The following is a 19,420-nucleotide window of genomic DNA, read 5'->3' as shown; positions in this document are numbered from 1 at the left end:
AATTGCTAAATGCTTTTCAACCTTATTTCATATGTTTGACGCGGGCGGAGATTTCTTTGTGGCGGCCGTGGACCATTGGGCGGGCTTGGGGATTTCCTAGGTAACCGCAAGTTCGTTTTACTACATCACAAGTTTTTGGATCGTGGTTGCCGCAATTTGGACATTCGAACCCGCGCTCAGTTGGGGTAAAGTCACCTTCAAATCCGCAGGCATAACATTTATCAATTGGCGTATTGGTGCCGAGATAACCGACGCGGTCGTAGGCATAATCCCAAACAGCTTCCAAAGCTTTCGGATTTTGTTGCAAAACAGGATATTCGCAATAATGAATAAAACCGCCGGAACAATATTTTGGATAATCTTTTTCGAAATCTAATTTTTCAAATGGTGTCGGATTTTTCCGAACGTCATAATGAAAACTATTCGTATAGTATTCTTTGTCGGTAATATTTTCTACTAGGCCAAATTTTTCAGTGTCTAACCGGCAAAAGCGGTCGGTTAAAGATTCGCTAGGAGTGGAGTAGACAGAAAAATGATAGCCGTACTCATCGCCCCAGTTGTCGGCGTGGGCTTTAAGTTCTTTAAGAATATCTAGCGTGAATTTTTTGGCTTGTGGATCATTTTCCCAAGCGCCACCGAAAAAGGCAGCGGCACTTTCATATAAACCAATGTAGCCTAGAGAAACGGTAGCCCGTTTATTTTTAAATAGTTCATCGACGGCTTGATTTTTTTTCAGTCGTTTTCCAAAAGCGCCGTACATATACAAAATAGGGGCGTTACTTGGATCTGCCTCTTTACAGCGTTCTACTCGGTAAACTAGCGCATCTTTAACAACGGCCAATCGTTCTTCTAAAATTTGCCAAAATGTTTCTTGATTGCCTTTTGCTTCCATAGCAATGCGGGGTAAATTCAAAGTGACCACTCCAAGATTCATTCGTCCGACATTGACTTCTTGGCCAAATTCATCTTGCCAACCTTGTAAAAAGCTGCGGCATCCCATTGGCACTTTAAAACTCCCTGTGAGTTCAACAATTTTGTCGTAACTCAAGACATCAGGGTACATTCTTTTAGTGGCACATTCAATCGCCAATTGTTTTACATCATAATTGGGATCTTCTGGCCGCAAATTCAAACCGCGTTTCAGAGTAAAAATTAATTTAGGAAAAATAGCAGTCCGTTTTTCTGAACCTAACCCATTAATGCGAATTTGGAAAATTGCTTTTTGAATTTCTCGTTCAAACCAATCTGTTCCAAGGCCAAAGCCCAATGAAGTAAAAGGTGTTTGACCGTTAGAAGTAAACAAAGTATTAATTTCATATTCCAATGACTGCATAGCATCAAAAATATCTTTTTTAGTTTTTTCTTTGGCGAAGGCTTCTTGTTTGTCAGACCCTTCAATCCACTCAAGCGCATCTTTTAAATGTTTTTGATAATTCAATTTGGCAAATGGGGCCAACAGTTCATCGACGCGATCGGCAGAACAGCCACCATATTGCGAGCTAGCCACATTGGCGATGATTTGGGAAATTTGGGCGGTAGCAGTTTGGATGGATTTAGGAGATTCCACATCGGCGTTACCAATTTTAAATCCACCATTAAGCATCCCTTTAAAATCAATCAAACAACAGTTAGTCATAGGCGTATACGGATGATAATCTAAATCGTGATAATGAATATCGCCTTTTTGATGGGCATTAGCCACATGAGGCGGCAACATTTTAAGGCCAATGGATTTACCAACAATGCCGGCTGTTAAATCCCGCTGCGTATTAAAAACGTTGGCGTCTTTATTGGCATTTTCATTGACAACCGAGCTATCTTTTCCTAGCAGCTGGCCAATGGTGAAATTAATATCCGTGGATTTAGAGCGAGCAAAATCCCGCTTCGTCCGATAATTAATATATTCTTCGGCTAAGGCATATTCTCCTTGAGCGAGTAAAGTATGTTCGACGATACTTTGAATTTCATAAATTTTGACATTTTTTTCAAAACGTTGGGCGATTTCTTGGTCGACTTTTTCAACGATTTTTTCAATTTTTCGATGGGTGAGCGGATCAATTGTCCCTTGTATTTTTTTTTCGGCTTTTAAAAGCGCGCCATAAATTTTTTCATCATTAAAATCCATTAAGCGACCATCGCGCTTAATAATTTTTAGCTGATCTAATTGGTTTTGTTTTGTTGTTAATGCTTTTATTTTCATCATTGAAATTCCCCCAAAGTAGCGATTTTTCCTAGTAAACTAAGTGCGCTTGCTATTTATTCTAGCGGAGATTTAAGCAAAAATCAATAGATATAGTGGCTAGTTTTCAAATAACCCACTATATATAGTAGGTAAATAACATTGCAAGATTCTTGAAAGCAAAACTTTCTAAGGGTGTAGACGAATAAAAAAACAAATAATTTTTTGCTGTCAGATACGTGTCACCTTGTTTAAGTTTGCTTAAGAAATCTTTTCTTTAAAAAAATGATTGCTATACTAAGGGCAAGTCCAAAAAAATGGATTCCTCCGTTCAAAAAAGTCATTCTTTTGCAGAAAAATTGAGCAAAATTTTCCAACTTAATTGGTAGAATTAGTGGTATAGTGAAGGGGCTGAAAATTTGCGAGAGGTTTCATTAAGATTGAGGTGAGTTTTTGAAAGTTTTTTTTATAAGTCATCCTAAACTGATCACAAATTTACGTTTTTGTGGGCGGACTTTATTTTATTTTGGCGTGATTTTAGCGTTGATTTATTTGTATCATTACCAAAAAGTCGATGGCGGGACATTTATTTATAATGAGTTTTGATTTTGGAGGAAAAATGAATATTATTGAAGAAATTGACCATTGGGCAAAGAAAAGTCCGGAAATGATTTGCTATCAAGAAAATGGTCGGACCCACACTTATCAGGAATTATTTGAAAAAAGTCAACAGTTGGCCGTTTATTTAGAAGAGCAAAATTTACCAAAAGGGCCCATTTTAGTGATTGGCCAGTTGCAATTTGAAATGGTAGTGACTTTTTTAGCTTGTGTGAAAGCTGGTCACGCTTATATTCCAGTCGAAAGTCATACGCCAAAAGAGCGTTTGGCGATGATTATTCAAGTCAGTCAGCCAAGTCTAATTATTGACGTTAATAAAAATAATATAGAACGAGAAAATTATTTAGGAGCAACAGATTTGGCTCGGATTTTTCAAAATCCAGTGAGCCAAAAAATTTTTATCCCAAAAATAACAAATGATTTTTATTTAATTTTCACTTCCGGAACTTCTGGAATTCCAAAAGGCGTAGTAATTACTCATGAAAATGTAGCAAGTTTTGTTGAATGGGAATTGCGAGATTTTCCACTGGGGCAAAAGCCAAGATTTCTTATTCAAGCAGCCTATTCTTTTGATTTATCGGTTATGAGTCTGTATCCAGCGTTAGTAGCAGGAGGGACGCTCGTTACTTTGGAAAATGAAGTCATTCAAGATTTCAAGCAATTATTTACAACTTTACCCACTTTGAAAGTGGATGTTTGGGTTTCAACGCCATCATTTGTTGATTTGTGTTTAATGAGTCCTGATTTTAATGAAGAAAATTTAGCGGAGTTGCAGTTGTTTTTATTTTGCGGGGAAGAATTAATGAAAGCCACCGCTGAAAAATTACAAGAGCGATTTCCTGGCGGGCGCATTTTCAACACATATGGACCAACAGAAACCACCGTTGCGGTTACCCAAATTGAAATCACCCCGGGAATTTTACAAAAATATCCCCGCTTACCGATTGGCTTTGTTAAAGAGGACACAGAAATTTTAATTGTCGATGAAAATTTACAAATATTACCCCATGGTCAGTCCGGAGAAATTATTATTAGCGGTCCATCAGTTTCCAAAGGCTATCTCAATTTTCCCAAAAAAACGGCGGAAGCATTTATCGAAATTGACCACAAACGATTTTACCGCACGCAAGACAGGGGACATTTTGCAGGGGAATTGTTACTTTATGAAGGGCGTTTGGCTTTTCAAGTGAAGCTCCACGGTTTCCGCATTGAACTTGAAGATATCGACCAAAACTTGTTGCAAGTTTCCTATGTGAAAAATGCTTGTACGGTAGCCAAAGATAAAAATGGGAAAACCCAGATGTTAGTGGCGTTTGTCGTTGTTAAAGCCCATGATTTTCCAAGTGAATTTGCGCTAAGTAAAGCAATTAAAAAAGAACTTAGCGAAAAAGTGATGGACTACATGATTCCCCAGCGCTTTATTTATTTAGAAAAAATTCCTTTAACAGTCAACGGAAAATTAGATCGCAAATTATTAACCCTTCAGGTCAATGGAGGTCAGAAATAATGCCCTATATGACGCCTTACGCCAGCCCGGTTTATTTTCTGATACTACTTGTGGCCTTGTTGCCGGCTATTATTTCTTTATTATGGAAAGGGCGCCACTTACGGATTTACGAAAGTGTATTGACGTTATTTTTTTTGATTGTAAGCTTTGGTGGCGATCATTATAAACAAGGAATTGCCTTAATTGTTTTTATTTTATGGCAAGTGGCGTTAACTTTTTTTTACAGCCGTTATCGTCTTTCAAAAAATCAAACATGGGTCTTTTTCACTTTAGTCCTTTTAGCCATTGCGCCACTGGCCTTGACTAAAATAACGCCGTTTGCTTTTGGCAAAGTTTCAATTGTCGGCTTTCTTGGCATTTCTTATTTAACCTTTAAAGCCGTCCAAGTGCTGATGGAAATTCGCGACGGGGTCTTGAAAAATTATTCGCCACTCGTTTTTTTGCAATTTTTATTATTTTTCCCGACGATTTCTTCAGGGCCGATTGATCGCTATCGCCGTTTTGAAAAAGATCTGAAGCGAGTGATTACTAGAGATGATTATTTGCATTTGCTGGATAAAGGAGTTTGGTATATTTTTCTCGGATTTTTTTACAAATTTATTCTCGGCTATCTTTTCGGAACGCTTTTATTACCGCTTGTTTCCCATAGTGCTTTAGCAAACGGAACTTTTTCTTTAGGCACATTGGAATACATGTATGTGTATAGTTTTTACTTATTCTTTGATTTTGCTGGCTATAGTTTATTTGCGGTGGGAGCTAGTTATTTTTTAGGCATTGAAACGCCTATGAACTTTAACCGCCCCTTTATCAGTAGTAATATTAAAGAGTTTTGGAATCGTTGGCATATGACTTTGTCTTTTTGGTTTCGCGATTATGTGTATATGCGCTTGATGTTTTTAATTTTGAAGAAAAAATGGTTTAAGTCACGAATGATAGCTAGTAATGTGGGTTATTTTGCTTTGTTTTTATTGATGGGTGTCTGGCACGGGCTGACTTGGTATTATTTGGCATATGGCCTATACCACGCCACTTGGATTGTCTTATGTGATAGCTGGGGTCGATTTAAGAAAAAGCACAAAAATTTACCTAGCAATCGTTTCACCAAAATTTTTAGTATTGTCGCTACGTTTCATGGTGTAGCCTTGAGTTTTTTAATTTTTTCAGGATTTTTAGATAAGTTATGGTTTCGTTAAATTAAAAAAATTTTTTATTAAAAAGGAGAAGAACAATGAATATACAAGAAACAGTTTTAAATATTTTAGCCGATTTAACCGGGACCGACGAGGTAAAAGAAAATTTGGATTTGGCGCTATTTGACGAAGGATTGTTGGACTCTTTAGGCATGGTTCAATTATTAGTCGAAATCGAGGGCCAACTTAGTGTCAGCGTGCCAGTTTCTGAAGTAGAGCGGGAAAGCTGGGGCACCCCTAAAAAAATTATTAGTCAAGTTGAGGCGTTAAGCTAATGAAAAAGCTGTGGCTGATTTTTGGCCCAGTAGTAGTCGCTACTATTTTAATCGTTGCTGTTTTTTTCACCCCTTGGCAACTAGATATTTCCAGTGAACATTTTGTAAAAGATGCGGCCGTTTCTATGGATGTCAGTATTTTAAAAGGGACGCAAGTGAAACAAGCGGCTATTGATCAAAATTATTTGCCATTTTTTGGCTCCTCAGAACTTTCACGGATTTCGCCATTTCATCCAGCCGTTTTAGCCCAACAATATCAGCGGGATTACCGAGTGTTACTTTTAGGTGCGCCAGGAACACAGTCGCTAACCCAAGCGTTAGGGATGGAAGGACTGACGCTAGATCGCAAAAAAGCGGTGGTCATTATTTCTCCGCAATGGTTTGTCAAAGAAGGTCTGAAGTCTGACTCTTTTGCCTATTATTATTCGCCGTTACAAGTCACCCATTGGCTAAGAAATCTTAAAGAAATCTCTGCGGCCGATCACTTTATGGCTCAGCGATTATTGAGTTATCCGGTGGTCCAACAAGATCATCGCTTAGTAGAAGCTTTGCAAAATGTTGTCGATTATAAACAACCGGAAAAATGGTTTTGGCAGTTGGAAAGTAATTTTTATGCCCATGAGGATGAGTTTTTTAGTTTTATTTTAGGGACTGATTTTAATCAAAAGAAAATCCAAAAGCAAAAAAGTTATTTGCCAAAAGTAGATGACCCCGCTGTGTTAGATGAATTGGCTTATGAAATGGGTCAAAAAAATACTGATAACAATGCTTTTGAAATTTCTAATGGTTTTTATCAGAAACGAATTTTACCGGATTTATCTCAATTGAAAGATTCTCAAAAAGATTTTGACTATCGTTGCTCTCCTGAATTTTCCGATTTTGAATTGCTGCTGCGACAATTTGCCCAGCAACATGCAGATATTTTATTTGTAATTCCGCCGGTAAATCAGCACTGGTCCGATTACACGGGACTTTCCCAAGAAATGTTAGGAGAATTTAGTCATAAAATTCAATACCAGTTGAACGCCCAAGGATTCAATAAAATTTTAGACTTAAATCAATTTGCCAATACCGATTATTTTATGGAAGATACGATTCATTTGGGCTGGCGGGGCTGGTTGCAAGTGGATTCGGCTGTCCAACAATTTATGAACGATAAAAACCCGGTCTTAAATTACCAATTAGATGACTATTTTTATCAAGAGAGTTGGCAAAATCTGGCACCAAATCGCATGTAAACTATTTAATAAAAAACTTCGGCGCATCATTTCATTTGCCGAAGTTTTTTTGATTGAAAGAAAGATATTTTAATTGCAAATTGTTGGGAATTATTAGGCAGTTTGCTATACTGGAAGCAGTTAAAAAGGAGGAGATCAAGTGAAACTAACGGTTTTAGGCTGTTGGGGTGGATTTTCCTATCGCGACAGCGGTACGACGGCTTTTTTATTGGAGAGTGATGACTTTCATCTGCTGATAGATTGCGGCAGTGGGGCATTAGTGAGTTTGGAGCATTATGTAGATCCGAGGGCATTAGATGCGGTGATTTTATCGCATTATCATCATGATCACATTGCCGATCTTGGGGTATTGCAATATTATCGGCAACTTTTTCCTACAGAGCAAAAGATTCCGATATTAAAAATTTATGGACATCAAGAAGATGCCCAACATTTTACTGATTTAAGCTTGCCTGAAGTGAGCGTCGGTGTTGCCTATGATCCAAAAAAAGAATTAACCATTGGACCATTTTCAATAAAATTTTTAAAAACCGTTCATCCAGTAGTTTGTTATGCGTTGAAAATTACGGAAGTGGCGACGGGAAAAGTGTTCACTTTTACTGGCGACACCGGTTATTTTCCAGAGTTGGCTGATTTTGTAAAAGGCAGCGAATTATTACTCGCTGACACGTATTTATTTAAAGGCCACGAAAAGCACCATGCCCATTTGACTAGCGTAGAAGCAGGTGAAATTTCCAAAGTTGCCGGTGTTTCTAAATTGGTGTTGACCCATTTGCCGCAAGTAGGCGATCTGACGCAGTTGCAACAAGAAGCGCAAACAGCAGCCGGCAGCGAAACATTAGTTGTTCTAGCACAAAAAGATTTACAAATCATAATTTAATTTAAGGAAGCGATGATAAGATGATTTTTGTACCTAATGAAAATAACGATCCCCGGATTAATTTAGCAATTGAGCACTTTTTATTAAAGGAATTTAAAACCGACGAGCCGATTTTACTTTTTTATATTAATCAACCATCGATTATTATTGGCCGCAATCAAAATACTTTAGAAGAAATTAATAAGGAATATGTGGACGAAAATGGGATTTTAGTTGTTCGTCGGTTGTCTGGCGGCGGGGCAGTTTATCATGACTTTGGTAATTTAAATTATAGTTTTATTATGCCTGACGATGGCGATTCTTTCCGTGATTTCCGTAAATTTACTGAACCGGTGATTGCCGCACTGCATGATTTAGGAGTGGCAGGGGCCGAACTGAAAGGGCGCAATGATTTAGTCATTGATGATCAAAAATTTTCCGGCAACGCCATGTATGCCACTGACGGTCGGATGTTTGCCCACGGCACTTTAATGCTAGATTCTGATATTAATGAAGTGGTGAACGCTTTAAAAGTCCGCAAAGATAAAATCGAATCAAAAGGAATTAAATCTATCCGCTCACGTGTCACCAATATTCGTCCTCATTTGCCAGAAAATCAGAAAAATTTAACGACAAAAGAATTCCGACAAGCTATTTTGCTACGGATTTTTAATGTAGATAGTGTCGATGAAATAAAACAATATCAATTAACCGATCACGACTGGAAGCGAATCAATGCTATTTCTGATGAATATTATCGCAATTGGGATTGGAATTACGGAAAATCTCCCGACTTTGCGGTAATTAAACGTCATCGTTTTCCTATTGGATCAATTGAGATTCGCCTTGATGTGCAACAAGGGGTCATTAAAGAAGCTAAGATTTATGGTGACTTTTTCGGTCTCGGGGAAGTAAAAGATGTAGAAGAAATTTTAACCGGTGTCCGTTATGAGAAAGCTGATTTGGCTGCAGCCATCGAAAAAATTGATGTAAAAAAATACTTTGGTAATATTGAACCAGATGACTTTCTAGAATTAATTTATTAAATAAAAAAACGCGCTTGATGACTATCATCAGGCGCGTTCCTTATTGCGAACAAGTAAATAACATAAAGCTAAATCTTCCATCTCTTTTAAATTAAAGCCTGTTTGCTCGTGGAATTTGTCCAGCCGATATTGCAGCGTATTGCGGTGCATAAATAAATCTTTTGCCGCTGAGGAAACATTCCCTTGATTTAAAATCAACGCTTCAACAATATCTAAAAGCTCATCATCTTTCAGTAAAACCCGGCGAAAACTTTGCATTAAGTGACTGCTGGAAATTTTTTCTTTTGTTAAAAAATCCAATGCCACCAAAGATAATGACAAAAAATTATCTTTTAAAAAACGTGCTTCTTCTTGAGCGAAAATTTCTTGTTCTTCTTTAAAAAGCAGGGAAAAGTTTTCATGAGCTTCATAAAAACTGCCGGCAAAAATTTTAGTTGTGACAAAAAAATCAGCATCCAAAGTAGCGAATAATCCTTTTAAATCCGTTAAAGAAAAGGTTTTTCGGTTTTGGTGCTCCACTAAAATTAAAATATCTTTCGTCAACCAAAAATGATCAATCGGCGCAATCATTTCTAAAATATTTTCCAACCATTCGCGGCGGGTATGCTCGCTGGTCGGAGAAAGTTTGACTTGTAAGACCCGAAAGTAACCCGCTTCTTTGATAGGTTCATTTTCAAGTAAAATCCGATACCACACATGTTTTCGGGCTTCATTTTTCGTATTTTCCGGAAAAATTTGTTGCAACATTTTGATTTCAGTGACAGATAAACGATCCTTAGGCAAAACAAACCAACGATTGCCCACCGGCAGCTGCAAGAGCGCGGGATTGAAACTGGCGACATCCATCATTTTGCCAAAAGGATAAATTTCTGTTAGATTATCCATAAACGCATTCACCTCTTGGGTTATTTTAACATAAAATTGAAGGATTGAGGGCAAGATGGAACAAACGAGTAGCTTAACCAACGAACAAAAAATATTTTTTATGAAAGAGGCATTAAAAGAGGCCAAGCTCGCCGAAAATTTAAATGAAGTCCCCATTGGCGCTCTGGTAGTTTTTGAAAATGAAATCATCGGTCGCGGCCATAATTTACGAGAAACCTTGCAACTGGCCACTAAACACGCCGAAATGATTGCCATTGATGCCGCGAGTTTACAGCAAAAAAGTTTTCGTCTGGAAAATTGCCAACTTTTTGTCACGCTAGAACCGTGTGCCATGTGTAGTGGGGCGATGATTTTAGCGCGAATTACCGAAGTTTACTTTGGCGCCGCCGATCCTAAAGGAGGAACTGCTGGAACTTTGATGAACTTACTTGAAGAACCACGCTTCAATCATCGGGCCTACGTTGAAGGGGGCATTATGAGTGAAGAATGTGGAGAAATTTTAACAACATTTTTTAGAAATTTACGGCAAAAAAAACGGCTAGCAAAAAAAGACTAGCAATTTCTTTGAACATCGTGTAAAATAAAACTTGCCTGCAAAGGCTAGGGCAATGGTTAGGCTTTGAAGCGTGTCAGATCCGGAAGGAAGCAGCACTAAGAAGTTCTGGCCATGTGCCTGATACATAGCTTAAGGCCGTCAAGCGCAAGAAAAAAGTGCTGGCGGTTTTTTTATTTTACGAAAAGGAAATGAATAATCAAGATGCTAAATGAAATGATGTTTCGCCCGATTATAGATGAACCTGTTTTACAATTTATGCGCCATGACCAAGTTCAACTTACTGGAGCGCTAAAAGACTTAGAAGAAAACGCCCACGAACGCAACGTACCAATTATTCCCCACGAAACAGTAATTTTTTTGCAATTTTATTTGCGGGCGCTGCAACCGAAAAATATTTTAGAAATCGGCACAGCAATTGGCTTTTCGGCGAGCTTAATGGCTGAAACTTTGCCGGAAGCAAAAATTATTACTATCGAACGCTTTGAATTAATGGCCACAGAAGCTCAGAAAAATTTTGACAAACTAGATTCAAGAAAACAAATCACTTTAAAAGAAGGACAAGCCGCAGATATTTTACCTGAGCTACCAGCGGAAACGTATGATTTTATTTTTATGGATTCTGCCAAAGCAAAATATCTCGAATTTTTACCAGCTTGTTTGCGAGTGTTAAAAAAAGGCGGCACACTAGCCATTGATGATGTCTTACAAGCCGGCACAATTTTACAACCGATCGAAGAAATTCCCCGGAAAAATCGCGCCATTCATCGCAAATTAAATGAACTATTTCAAACTATTCACAACGATCCAACATTAGGTTCGACGATTTTACCATTAGGCGATGGCCTACTTTTAGTACAAAAGTTGTAAAAGCGATTGACACTGATAAAATTCTTCTCTATAATTAAAATATTGTTGTCGCAGTAGCTCAGCTGGATAGAGCATCCGCCTTCTAAGCGGACGGTCGCGGGTTCGAATCCCTTCTGCGACGTTTTAAAAAAGCCCAAACCTTTGATACAAAAAGGTTTGGGCTTTTGTTTTTAGGGGGAAAAGAGAAAAATTCTCCGGATTTTATTTTTGAAGGGCCAGTTTGATGGCCTCGTGGTTGATCAATTTTATGGCAGATAGTTAAAGTTGTTGAAAAATCTTTTATAGAATAGTCGGTCCAACGATTCCATTTTCATAAGTCCATTTCTTAATCGCTGACATGTCACCATTTACATAATATTCACTAATCAATTGGTTCCATTCATGCCATTTTTCAAGGGGAACATGGATCAGCCCAGCGCCACCGTCCATCATTATTTTGTTTGCTGCAAGCGTAGCTGTCCGCTTGTTGCCGTCCCAAAAAATTTGAGTGCGCATGATGTGATACATCATCGTCATAGCTTTGTCTGTTATAGAGTTCGGACTATCCATTAGCGTGTTGAGATATTCAGTTTCAGCTTCTTGGCTAATTTCAAGAGGCGGAGTATAAGAAGTACCGTCCATTAGTGAAACCCCGCCAGAGCCTTTTCGTAATTGACCAGGGTAAAGGGCATCATCTTTAGCAACAATGGCGTTTATTTTTTTGCTAATTTCGATTGTGAGCGACGAGGTTTCTTTTGTGATATAATCCCAAGCTCTTTTCAGATAGACAATCGTGTTGATATCCTCAAGCGGAACACCGTCTACCCCCATTCCTGCTAAAATTGTTTGAGTTTGTGGTAAGGTCGTGTTGACGCCCTCGAAACGAGACGTTGTATAAATTAGTTCAGCAAAATTACTGCGGGCATATCGCACGTTTAAATCTCGTGTTAGATTGAATTTATCGGGGAATTGTTCCAATTTGTGGACCTCCTTTTTAGTTAACTGTTAAATAATAATTTTAAATGCATCGAAATTTCGAATAATTAAATCGTCCTATTTTTTTGTTCCACGATTTTTAAATACTGGCGCCATTGAATCGCCATTCACTTTAGAAAATCCAATTGAAATCAACAGGTGCCAAGTATCACAGATGATTATTGTTAGGTGCACCTATCTCCTGACAAGAAAAATTTAGCACTCCCAGAACCTACTGTCAATGATTTTTCTTTTTGTAACGAGGCCAACTACCTTCTCCTTGTTCAATTTTTTAAATCCTTGATACAATTAAATAGTAAGGAAAAATTGAAAAAGGAAGTGACCAAATGAAATTACGTGATCAAGTCGCAATTGTTACTGGCAGTTCTTCTGGAATTGGCAAAGAAATTACCCGGTTGTTTTTACAAGAAGGCGCAAAAGTGATGGCCGCTGACCTCAATGAGGAAGGTTGCTTGCGTTTGCAAGATGAAGTAGGCGAGGAGTTAGCGAAAAATTTATTATTTTTGGCCACCGACGTCAGTAAAAAAGAGCAAGTGGAGCAGTTGATAGCTAAAACAACTGAAAAATTTGGTCAGTTAGATATTTTAGTAAATAATGCCGGCGTGATGGATGACATGGTGCCAGTGGGCGATTTGACCGATGAATTGTGGGAAAAGGTGATGCGCATTAATGTCGACGGCGTGATGTATGCTTGCCGGTTGGCCATTCCTCTAATGGAAAATCGCAACGGAAAAATAATTAATATTTCTTCAGTCGGCGGATTATTTGGCAATAAAGCAGGAGCTGCTCACACGGCAAGTAAACACGCGGTCATTGGATTGAGTAAAAATATCGGGTTTATGTATGCAAGATCTGGTTTGCGCTGCAACGTGATTGCCCCAGGTGCCACGCAAACAAATATTCAAGAGACGATGAAAAATGTTCATGAATTTGGTGTCGGTCGCACGAAAACAGATGCCGCCAGCGTGCCCCGGGTGGGTGAGGCCAAAGAAGTCGCTAATGTTGCGTTATTTTTAGCCAGCGATGATTCTTCCATGATTAACGGCAGTGTCATTGTAGCCGACGCTGGTTGGACAGTCGGTTAAATAATAAATAAAAAAAATCCGCGGGAAAATTTTTCCGCGGATTTTTAACTGGAAAAATTTCTTCCAGTTTGGTGCCCCTGCCAAGGATTTAAGCGTACCACAATGATTTTTAAAGTCAAAATGTTTTTTTCATGGTATGCTATTTTTGAGGTGAAATCATGGATATGAATGTGACTATTTTTGAGATTGCAGGGCGTCTGGCTTTAACGCTTTTTTTAGGCGGGGTGATTGGTTACGAGCGGGAATTTAAAAATCGCCCAGCCGGGATTAAAACGCATATTCTCGTTTGCATGGGCGCTTGTATCATTGCTTTAATTCAACAAGAAATTTCAGCTAGTGCGTTACAAGCGGCGACGGATTTTCCCCAGTTAGCAGGCGTGGTTCGTTCTGATGAAGCGCGATTAATTGCTCAAGTCGTTTCTGGCGTAGGGTTTTTAGGTGCCGGAACGATTATTGTCACTAAGCGTTCGGTGGTAGGACTAACGACAGCCGCTTCCATTTGGGCGGTGGCAGGTCTCGGGATTGCTTGTGGCATGGGTTATTACGAAATCGCCTTACTTGGAGCGTTTGGTTTGCTGTTGGCTTTAACTTTGGTCAATCGGATTTTGCAACGAGTACCGACTAGCAAAAAAATTGAAATTAAATATCTTCATAAAGATATAACGCAAAATGCGATTCAAGATTATTTTGAAGAACACAAAATTCGAGTGATCGATGTAAATTTTACCCGGGAAATGAGCGGTGAAAATAGAGTCTATACGAATGTTTATGCCGTCGATTTGCCCCACAATATCAATTATCCCAAAGTGATTGAAGATTTATCGTCCATTGAAAATATTGTCAAAATCCGGACGACAATGATGTAATTTAAAATGGAGAAAACTGTCATTTCAAATGTGGCAGTTTTTTTGCTGTTCCCCTAGTAATTTTGGCGCCAACTGCGTATCATTAAAGGAAAAAGGAGGGATTTATTTGAAAATCTTACAAGTCAGCGATTTGCATTTGGATCGCCCTTTTTCAAGCATCGTTGATCCAAGCCCTGCTTTGCAAGAAGTGTTGCGGCAGGAAAATCAAAAAAGTTTGGAAAAAATAATTGAAATCGCACTCGTTAACAACGTTGATCTGGTGATTTTTGCCGGCGACACCTTTCATAAGCCGCAAATTCATCTGGCGACACAAGCAAAATTTATTAAAGGACTCCAGCAGTTGGAGCAAGCTAATATTCAAGTGGTTATGACATTTGGCAATCACGATTACTATACGCCGGAGCGCTTTTGGTTTTCTTGGCCGGACAATGTCCATCTTTTTACGGCAGAAAAAGTCGAGCAGCTTGTTTTAAATCTTGGCGAAGAGCAAGTCGTAGTTAACGGATTTAGCTATCAGCATCCTCAATTAAATCACGATTTTAGTGCTGATTTTCCTGAAAGAACGTCGGATTTGACGATTGGTATTTATCATGGCGGCGAAAAAAAGGTGGGTGAGGTTTATGCGCCTTTTGTTTTGGAAAATTTGAAAAAGCGGCGCTACGATTATTTTGCTTTAGGTCATATCCATGTGCCACAAGTTTTGTCCTTTGATCCGCCGATTATTTATGCTGGAACGCCGGTGGGCCATTCGAAAAAGGAAACCCAAGTCAAAGGGGTGGTCCTAGTAGATCTTGCTAAAAATCGGCCAGCTAAATGGACATTTATGTCGGTAGCTAATATCAGCTATGAAAAAAAATATTTGCCGCTAGTAAATAAGGAAACGACAACGATTTTACCGGAAATTCTGGCCTTTTTGAAACAATTAGTCAATGTCAATGAACAATGGCAAATTTTACATTTAGTTATCACGGCTTTACCGGATCTGGACATTTCTAGTACTGAATTGAAAAATTATTTGCAAGCAGAAATTACTCGCCATAATTGGCCCCTTTTTTTGAATCAATTAACCATTCAAACGCCAGAGGTTTCTTTAGCTAAATTGCCTCTGGATTCACAAATTTTGGCTAATTATCGAAAAATTTATCAACAACAAGAAGTTTTTGAGGAAATTTTGGCAGATTTAACTAGTCAAGAAGTGACGTATCAACTGTTGACCGAGTCGAATTTTAAAGAAGAGACGCTGGAATCAGCTTTTGAAATAATCAAAGAGCATTTTGAGTTTGCGGAGGATGAAACATGATTTTAAAAAAAGCAGAAATCATCGGCTTTGGTAAATATCAGCAAGCTCAGTTTCAATTTGAAGAAGAGTTGATGCTTTTTTATGGAGACAATGAGGCTGGAAAATCCACCTTGTATCAATTTATTTTGGCGATGCTTTTTGGATTTGCCAAAAAATCAAAATTCGCCAAAGACTATACGCCAAAATCTGGCGCACGTTTTGGCGGACATCTCTGGTTAGAAACAGAAGCAGGCTTAGTAAAAGTGAGCCGCTTTAAAGATGAAAAAGAACCGCAAGTAACGATGGTAAAAACCGGCTTAACCGGCGGCGAGAACTTTTTAAAAGAGCTGATAAAACCGTTGACCCGGGGGAATTTTGAACAAGTTTTTTCCTTCCAACAAGAACAACTGCAAGACTGGCAAGGACTAGACGCCAACGATTTGCAAAAATTATTATTGTCGTTAGGACTTTCCGGCAGCCAACAATTTTTAACATTATCGACCAAATTAGAAAATGACGGGCAAAAAATTTATAAAAAAACTGGCCGGCAACCGTTGTTAAACCAAAAATTAACCGAACTGGCTACATTAAATAAAAAAATTATTGAAAAAGAAAACACGGAATCAGCTTACCAACAACTTGTTGAAACCAGTGGGCAACTGACAGACCAACTTGCAACACTGAAAATCCAGCAAGAAAAAACCCAGCAACAAGTAACGTTCGCACAAAAACAAACGCTAGCCCAACCCCTTTACCAAGAATTACAAGCGTTAGAAAAAGTGGGAAGCGTCCCTTTGACAGATACCGAAGAAGCTCAGTTAAGTGCGTATTATCAACAATATGAAAATCATCAGCAAAACATTCAAAGTCTCAGCGAACAAATTAAAAGTCGCAGCGGCGAAAAAACGGTGGACAGTAACGATTATTATTTTTATTTGGAGCACGAAAAATATTTAGCCGAAATTGTCGCAAGTGCACCGGATTGGCATCAGCGCCAAACAGACTTGGCCAAGTTAGAAGCTGTCGGAGCCATAAAACAGCAAGAAGCAGAAGTGCTAGAGAAAAAATACGATTTTTCACCAACACAAATGCCCCAATTATTTTCTGAAGAGCAAAAGAAAATTTTAGCCAGTTCCTTAACAAAATTTACCGAAGCACAAAAATTAACAGCAAGGACCAACCCACTGTTGGCGCGCCCTGTACTGGTAGTAGTCGGGTTGATTCTTTTAGGCGCGAGCTTTTTTCTACCACAATTGGCCAAAGTGGCGGCCTGGTTGTTGGCTGGGGTAATTATTATTTTTGCGATTTTCCAAAAGCCAACGCCCAAAAATCAAGTGCCGCAAGCTACGTTAGATAAGTGGGGGGAAGAATTTTCTACAATTCAAAAAAATTATCAACTAGGCCGTTTTCCATTAGAAAAGATGTTGCAAGAAAATCCTGCCCCGGAAACATATCGCGCTCTCCAAGAAGAATTGGCAGAAAATAAAGAAGCACAAGGCGAAATACGCCAAAAATTTTTTAGCGCCCAACAAAAATGGAAAAATCTATTTCCAGAAATAAAAACCGGCACCTTGTTAGAAAATCTAGCCGAAATTCAAGCTTTTGTTCAGAAAATGGGCCAGATTCAATTTGCCAAAGAACAAAATGATCTCAAACAAATCCAAAAAGAATTATTCGAACTACGACAAAAAAACGAACAACTAGCCAGTACCAGTCAAGCGCTAGTGAAAAAAGCCGGCTTGCATTATTTGTATGAGGTACCTCGGGCGGAAAAAAACTGGGCCCAAATGCGCCAAGATGGCCAGCGTCGAAAACAAATTTTAGCCCAACTGGCAGATTTTGAATTAAGTGCTGATCAAGGGCGGGGAACTTTTGGCGAGGTGAATTTTCCGCAATTTAATTCGGCTGAAGTGAATCCAGCCGAAATAGATATAGCACTAGTGAATCCAGCCGAAATAAATCAAGCTGAAAAAAATCAAGCGGAAGTGAAATCAGCGGAACTAAATCTAGATCAACTAAAATCCCAACTCACCCACCAAGAAATTCAAATCAACCAACTAAATAAGCAGAGCCAAGAATTCATAGTTCGCGCCGAACTCATGACTAAAGACGGCACATTAGCCCAATTAGAACAAGACCAAGCCGAATTATTAGCCGAAATTTCCCAGTTGGCACAACTTTGGGGCAGCGACAAAATCGCTTTGAGTTTGCTACAAGATTTATCAGGAGAATTGAGCCAACAACAATTGCCGCAATTATTGAAAAAAGTGGGCGAATTTTTGGCCGTATTAACGTCCGGACGCTATCAAAAAATTATTTTCCACGACAATCTTTTTTCCATACAAAGTCTCGATGGACAATTTTGGTCCGTGCAAGATTTAAGTTCCGGGACCCGCGATCAATTATTTTTTAGTTTTCGCCTCGGATTTTTAGCTGTAAGACGACAAGAAGCGCGACAAACTGTTATAATTGATGACGGATGGTTGCGTTATGACGAGCATCGCAAGCAAAACTTTTTAAATGTGCTGCAAAAAATGTCTCAATATTATCAAATTATTTTACTGTCGTCAGATGTGGCGATGGTGACACAATTTCAAACACGCGACCAAATAGTAATATCATTAAATGAAATCTAAAAAGGAGATCATATGAAAAAATTACGAGAACTAGTTGTGGATGAAAGTTTTGAAACCTTTGTCCTCGTGAAAAACGCCGATGTTCGGCTAGCTAAAAACGGCAAAAAATTTATCGCTTTTACTTTTCAAGATATATCCGGCACCTTGGATGGAAAATATTGGGACGCCTCTGAAGAAGATGTCGTTAAATTTAAAAATGGTGCCGTCGTTTTTCTGAGCGGCAAACGAGAATTATACAATGGCAATCCGCAAGTAAAAATTATTCATTTGCGTTTGGCTAAAGATGACGAACCGAATGATCCGGGATTATATGTGGAGCGGGCACCAATGAGCACCGCCGAAATGACAGAAGAATTCAATCAGGCGCTATTTTCAATTGAAAATGCCCACTGGAATCGGATCGTGCGCTTTTTATTGAATCAGTATCAAACTGAATTTTTCGAATCACCAGCAGCTAAAAAAAATCATCACGCCTTTTATGGCGGACTTGCCTACCACACGTTGTCCATGCTCCATATTGCTCAAGCTTTATGTAAAGAATATCCAGTGTTGAACCCGTCGCTTTTATTTGCCGGAGTGATTTTGCACGATTTAGGAAAAGTCATTGAACTAACAGGTCCCATGTCCACGGAATACACGGTGGAGGGGAATTTAATCGGGCATCTGGTTTTAGTAGATGAAGAAATTGTCAAAGCGTGCGGCAATTTGAAAATCGACCCAAGCGACGAAGATGTGGTCATCTTGCGACATATGGTGTTAGCGCACCACGGCTTATTGGAGTACGGTTCACCAGTTAGACCGCGAGTGATGGAAGCCGAAATCTTACACCAAATCGATATGATCGACGCCTCCATGCAAATGATGAAAACGGCCCTAAGCCAAACCACCCCCGGAACATATTCCGAACGAATCTTTGGCATGGATGGCCGAAGTTTTTATTTGCCGAAGAGTTAAATTCGGTTAGGGGTAATGATTGAAAAAGAAAAACCGATAAAAAATCACTTGTGACGGTGACTTTTTATCGGTTTTTTTGTTTAAAGAAAATACATTTGAAAAGAATTTAAGAAATTATGTAAAATATGATAGGAAACGTATTCATTTATCGAGAAACAAGTGATATAATATGGTCATTCACTAAACAAAACAAATGTTATTCAAAAATAAATAAATAGAATAACTGGTGAAATTTTGGGTACAAAAAAAGCGCCGAAACAGCGCCACCTTAAAGGTTGATTACGGACAAGCCTTATTTTAACTTTGCTATGTTGATTTGAAAACTTCCAACAAGCAAATTATAGCACGGTCCAAAATATTTGCAAGTAAAATGTTAAAAAAATTTTAGTGGTAAAGAAAGTAGGT

17 protein-coding genes, 1 tRNA gene and 1 other RNA gene are annotated in these 19,420 nt (G+C 38.7%); 16 read left to right on the top strand and 3 right to left on the bottom strand.

Translation table 11 applies throughout. The annotated features are described in order from the left end of the window. Positions 1-22: 22 nt before the first annotated feature. Complete coding sequence (gene nrdD / locus BQ5341_RS10145) at positions 23-2,203, bottom strand: anaerobic ribonucleoside-triphosphate reductase (RefSeq protein WP_071131858.1); 2,181 nt, start codon at positions 2,201-2,203, stop codon at positions 23-25. A gap of 444 nt (positions 2,204-2,647) precedes the next feature. Between nrdD and BQ5341_RS10140 the strand changes: the two genes are divergently transcribed. The 7 genes from BQ5341_RS10140 to lplA all read left to right on the top strand — a co-directional run bounded on the left by BQ5341_RS10140 (position 2,648) and on the right by lplA (position 8,912). Beyond that, entirely contained in the window at positions 2,648-2,785 is a 138-nt protein-coding gene (locus BQ5341_RS10140) for a teichoic acid D-Ala incorporation-associated protein DltX (protein ID WP_106396207.1), read from the top strand. 13 nt (positions 2,786-2,798) lie between these two features. After that, on the top strand, positions 2,799-4,304 hold the full coding sequence (dltA, locus tag BQ5341_RS10135) for a D-alanine--poly(phosphoribitol) ligase subunit DltA (protein ID WP_071131856.1): 1,506 nt from the start codon (positions 2,799-2,801) through the stop codon (positions 4,302-4,304). Next, on the top strand, positions 4,304-5,497 hold the full coding sequence (gene dltB, locus BQ5341_RS10130) for a D-alanyl-lipoteichoic acid biosynthesis protein DltB (protein WP_071131855.1): 1,194 nt from the start codon (positions 4,304-4,306) through the stop codon (positions 5,495-5,497). The genes dltA and dltB overlap by 1 nt, the downstream gene beginning before the upstream one ends. A gap of 35 nt (positions 5,498-5,532) precedes the next feature. Further along, positions 5,533-5,769, top strand: coding sequence for a D-alanine--poly(phosphoribitol) ligase subunit DltC (gene dltC / locus BQ5341_RS10125; RefSeq protein WP_106396196.1), 237 nt, complete (start codon positions 5,533-5,535; stop codon positions 5,767-5,769). Next, the gene (dltD, locus tag BQ5341_RS10120; RefSeq protein WP_071131854.1) at positions 5,769-7,007 is read left to right on the top strand and encodes a D-alanyl-lipoteichoic acid biosynthesis protein DltD; all 1,239 of its coding nucleotides are present in this window, start codon (positions 5,769-5,771) and stop codon (positions 7,005-7,007) included. Before dltC ends, dltD begins: the two co-directional genes overlap by 1 nt. Before the next feature lie 139 nt (positions 7,008-7,146). Then, the gene (locus tag BQ5341_RS10115) at positions 7,147-7,887 is read left to right on the top strand and encodes an MBL fold metallo-hydrolase (protein WP_071131853.1); all 741 of its coding nucleotides are present in this window, start codon (positions 7,147-7,149) and stop codon (positions 7,885-7,887) included. 20 nt (positions 7,888-7,907) lie between these two features. Then, on the top strand, positions 7,908-8,912 hold the full coding sequence (lplA, locus tag BQ5341_RS10110; protein ID WP_071131852.1) for a lipoate--protein ligase: 1,005 nt from the start codon (positions 7,908-7,910) through the stop codon (positions 8,910-8,912). Between the two features lie 27 nt (positions 8,913-8,939). Here the strand turns inward: lplA and BQ5341_RS10105 are convergent, their stop codons facing one another. Beyond that, positions 8,940-9,797, bottom strand: coding sequence for a helix-turn-helix domain-containing protein (locus tag BQ5341_RS10105; protein WP_071131851.1), 858 nt, complete (start codon positions 9,795-9,797; stop codon positions 8,940-8,942). Positions 9,798-9,852: 55 nt separating this feature from the next. Between BQ5341_RS10105 and tadA the strand changes: the two genes are divergently transcribed. The 4 genes from tadA (at position 9,853) to BQ5341_RS10085 (ending at position 11,341) form a co-directional block, all read left to right on the top strand. Further along, positions 9,853-10,353, top strand: a complete 501-nt coding sequence (gene tadA / locus BQ5341_RS10100; RefSeq protein ID WP_071131850.1) for a tRNA adenosine(34) deaminase TadA — start codon at positions 9,853-9,855, stop codon at positions 10,351-10,353. A gap of 39 nt (positions 10,354-10,392) precedes the next feature. Further along, an RNA gene (ffs, locus tag BQ5341_RS10095) (signal recognition particle sRNA small type) lies at positions 10,393-10,489 on the top strand. 65 nt (positions 10,490-10,554) lie between these two features. Next, the gene (locus BQ5341_RS10090) at positions 10,555-11,220 is read left to right on the top strand and encodes an O-methyltransferase (protein WP_071131849.1); all 666 of its coding nucleotides are present in this window, start codon (positions 10,555-10,557) and stop codon (positions 11,218-11,220) included. Positions 11,221-11,267: 47 nt separating this feature from the next. Then, positions 11,268-11,341 (top strand) — tRNA-Arg (locus tag BQ5341_RS10085). Between the two features lie 158 nt (positions 11,342-11,499). Here the strand turns inward: BQ5341_RS10085 and BQ5341_RS10080 are convergent. Next, positions 11,500-12,177, bottom strand: a complete 678-nt coding sequence (locus BQ5341_RS10080) for a Fic family protein (RefSeq protein WP_071131848.1) — start codon at positions 12,175-12,177, stop codon at positions 11,500-11,502. A gap of 344 nt (positions 12,178-12,521) precedes the next feature. On the opposite strand from BQ5341_RS10080, the gene BQ5341_RS10075 reads away from it, so the two are divergent. From BQ5341_RS10075 to BQ5341_RS10055, 5 genes are all read left to right on the top strand, one after another. Continuing rightward, positions 12,522-13,280: an SDR family oxidoreductase gene (locus tag BQ5341_RS10075; RefSeq protein WP_071131847.1), complete on the top strand. Its 759-nt coding sequence runs from the start codon at positions 12,522-12,524 to the stop codon at positions 13,278-13,280. 155 nt (positions 13,281-13,435) lie between these two features. Continuing rightward, on the top strand, positions 13,436-14,146 hold the full coding sequence (locus tag BQ5341_RS10070; RefSeq protein WP_205408757.1) for an MgtC/SapB family protein: 711 nt from the start codon (positions 13,436-13,438) through the stop codon (positions 14,144-14,146). A 106-nt stretch (positions 14,147-14,252) separates the two neighbouring features. Further along, entirely contained in the window at positions 14,253-15,446 is a 1,194-nt protein-coding gene (locus BQ5341_RS10065; protein WP_071131845.1) for a metallophosphoesterase family protein, read from the top strand. After that, positions 15,443-18,061 carry an ATP-binding protein gene (locus tag BQ5341_RS10060; RefSeq protein ID WP_071131844.1) on the top strand — a complete coding sequence of 873 codons (2,619 nt, stop codon included), beginning with the start codon at positions 15,443-15,445 and terminating at the stop codon, positions 18,059-18,061. Before BQ5341_RS10065 ends, BQ5341_RS10060 begins: the two co-directional genes overlap by 4 nt. 12 nt (positions 18,062-18,073) lie before the next feature. Then, complete coding sequence (locus tag BQ5341_RS10055; protein WP_071131843.1) at positions 18,074-19,015, top strand: 3'-5' exoribonuclease YhaM family protein; 942 nt, start codon at positions 18,074-18,076, stop codon at positions 19,013-19,015. Positions 19,016-19,420 lie beyond the last annotated feature (405 nt).

Source organism: Enterococcus timonensis (assembly GCF_900104595.1).
Taxonomy (GTDB): domain Bacteria; phylum Bacillota; class Bacilli; order Lactobacillales; family Enterococcaceae; genus Enterococcus_J; species Enterococcus_J timonensis.
Note: the sequence above shows the minus strand (reverse complement) of the source record. Positions and strands in the feature narration are given on the sequence as shown.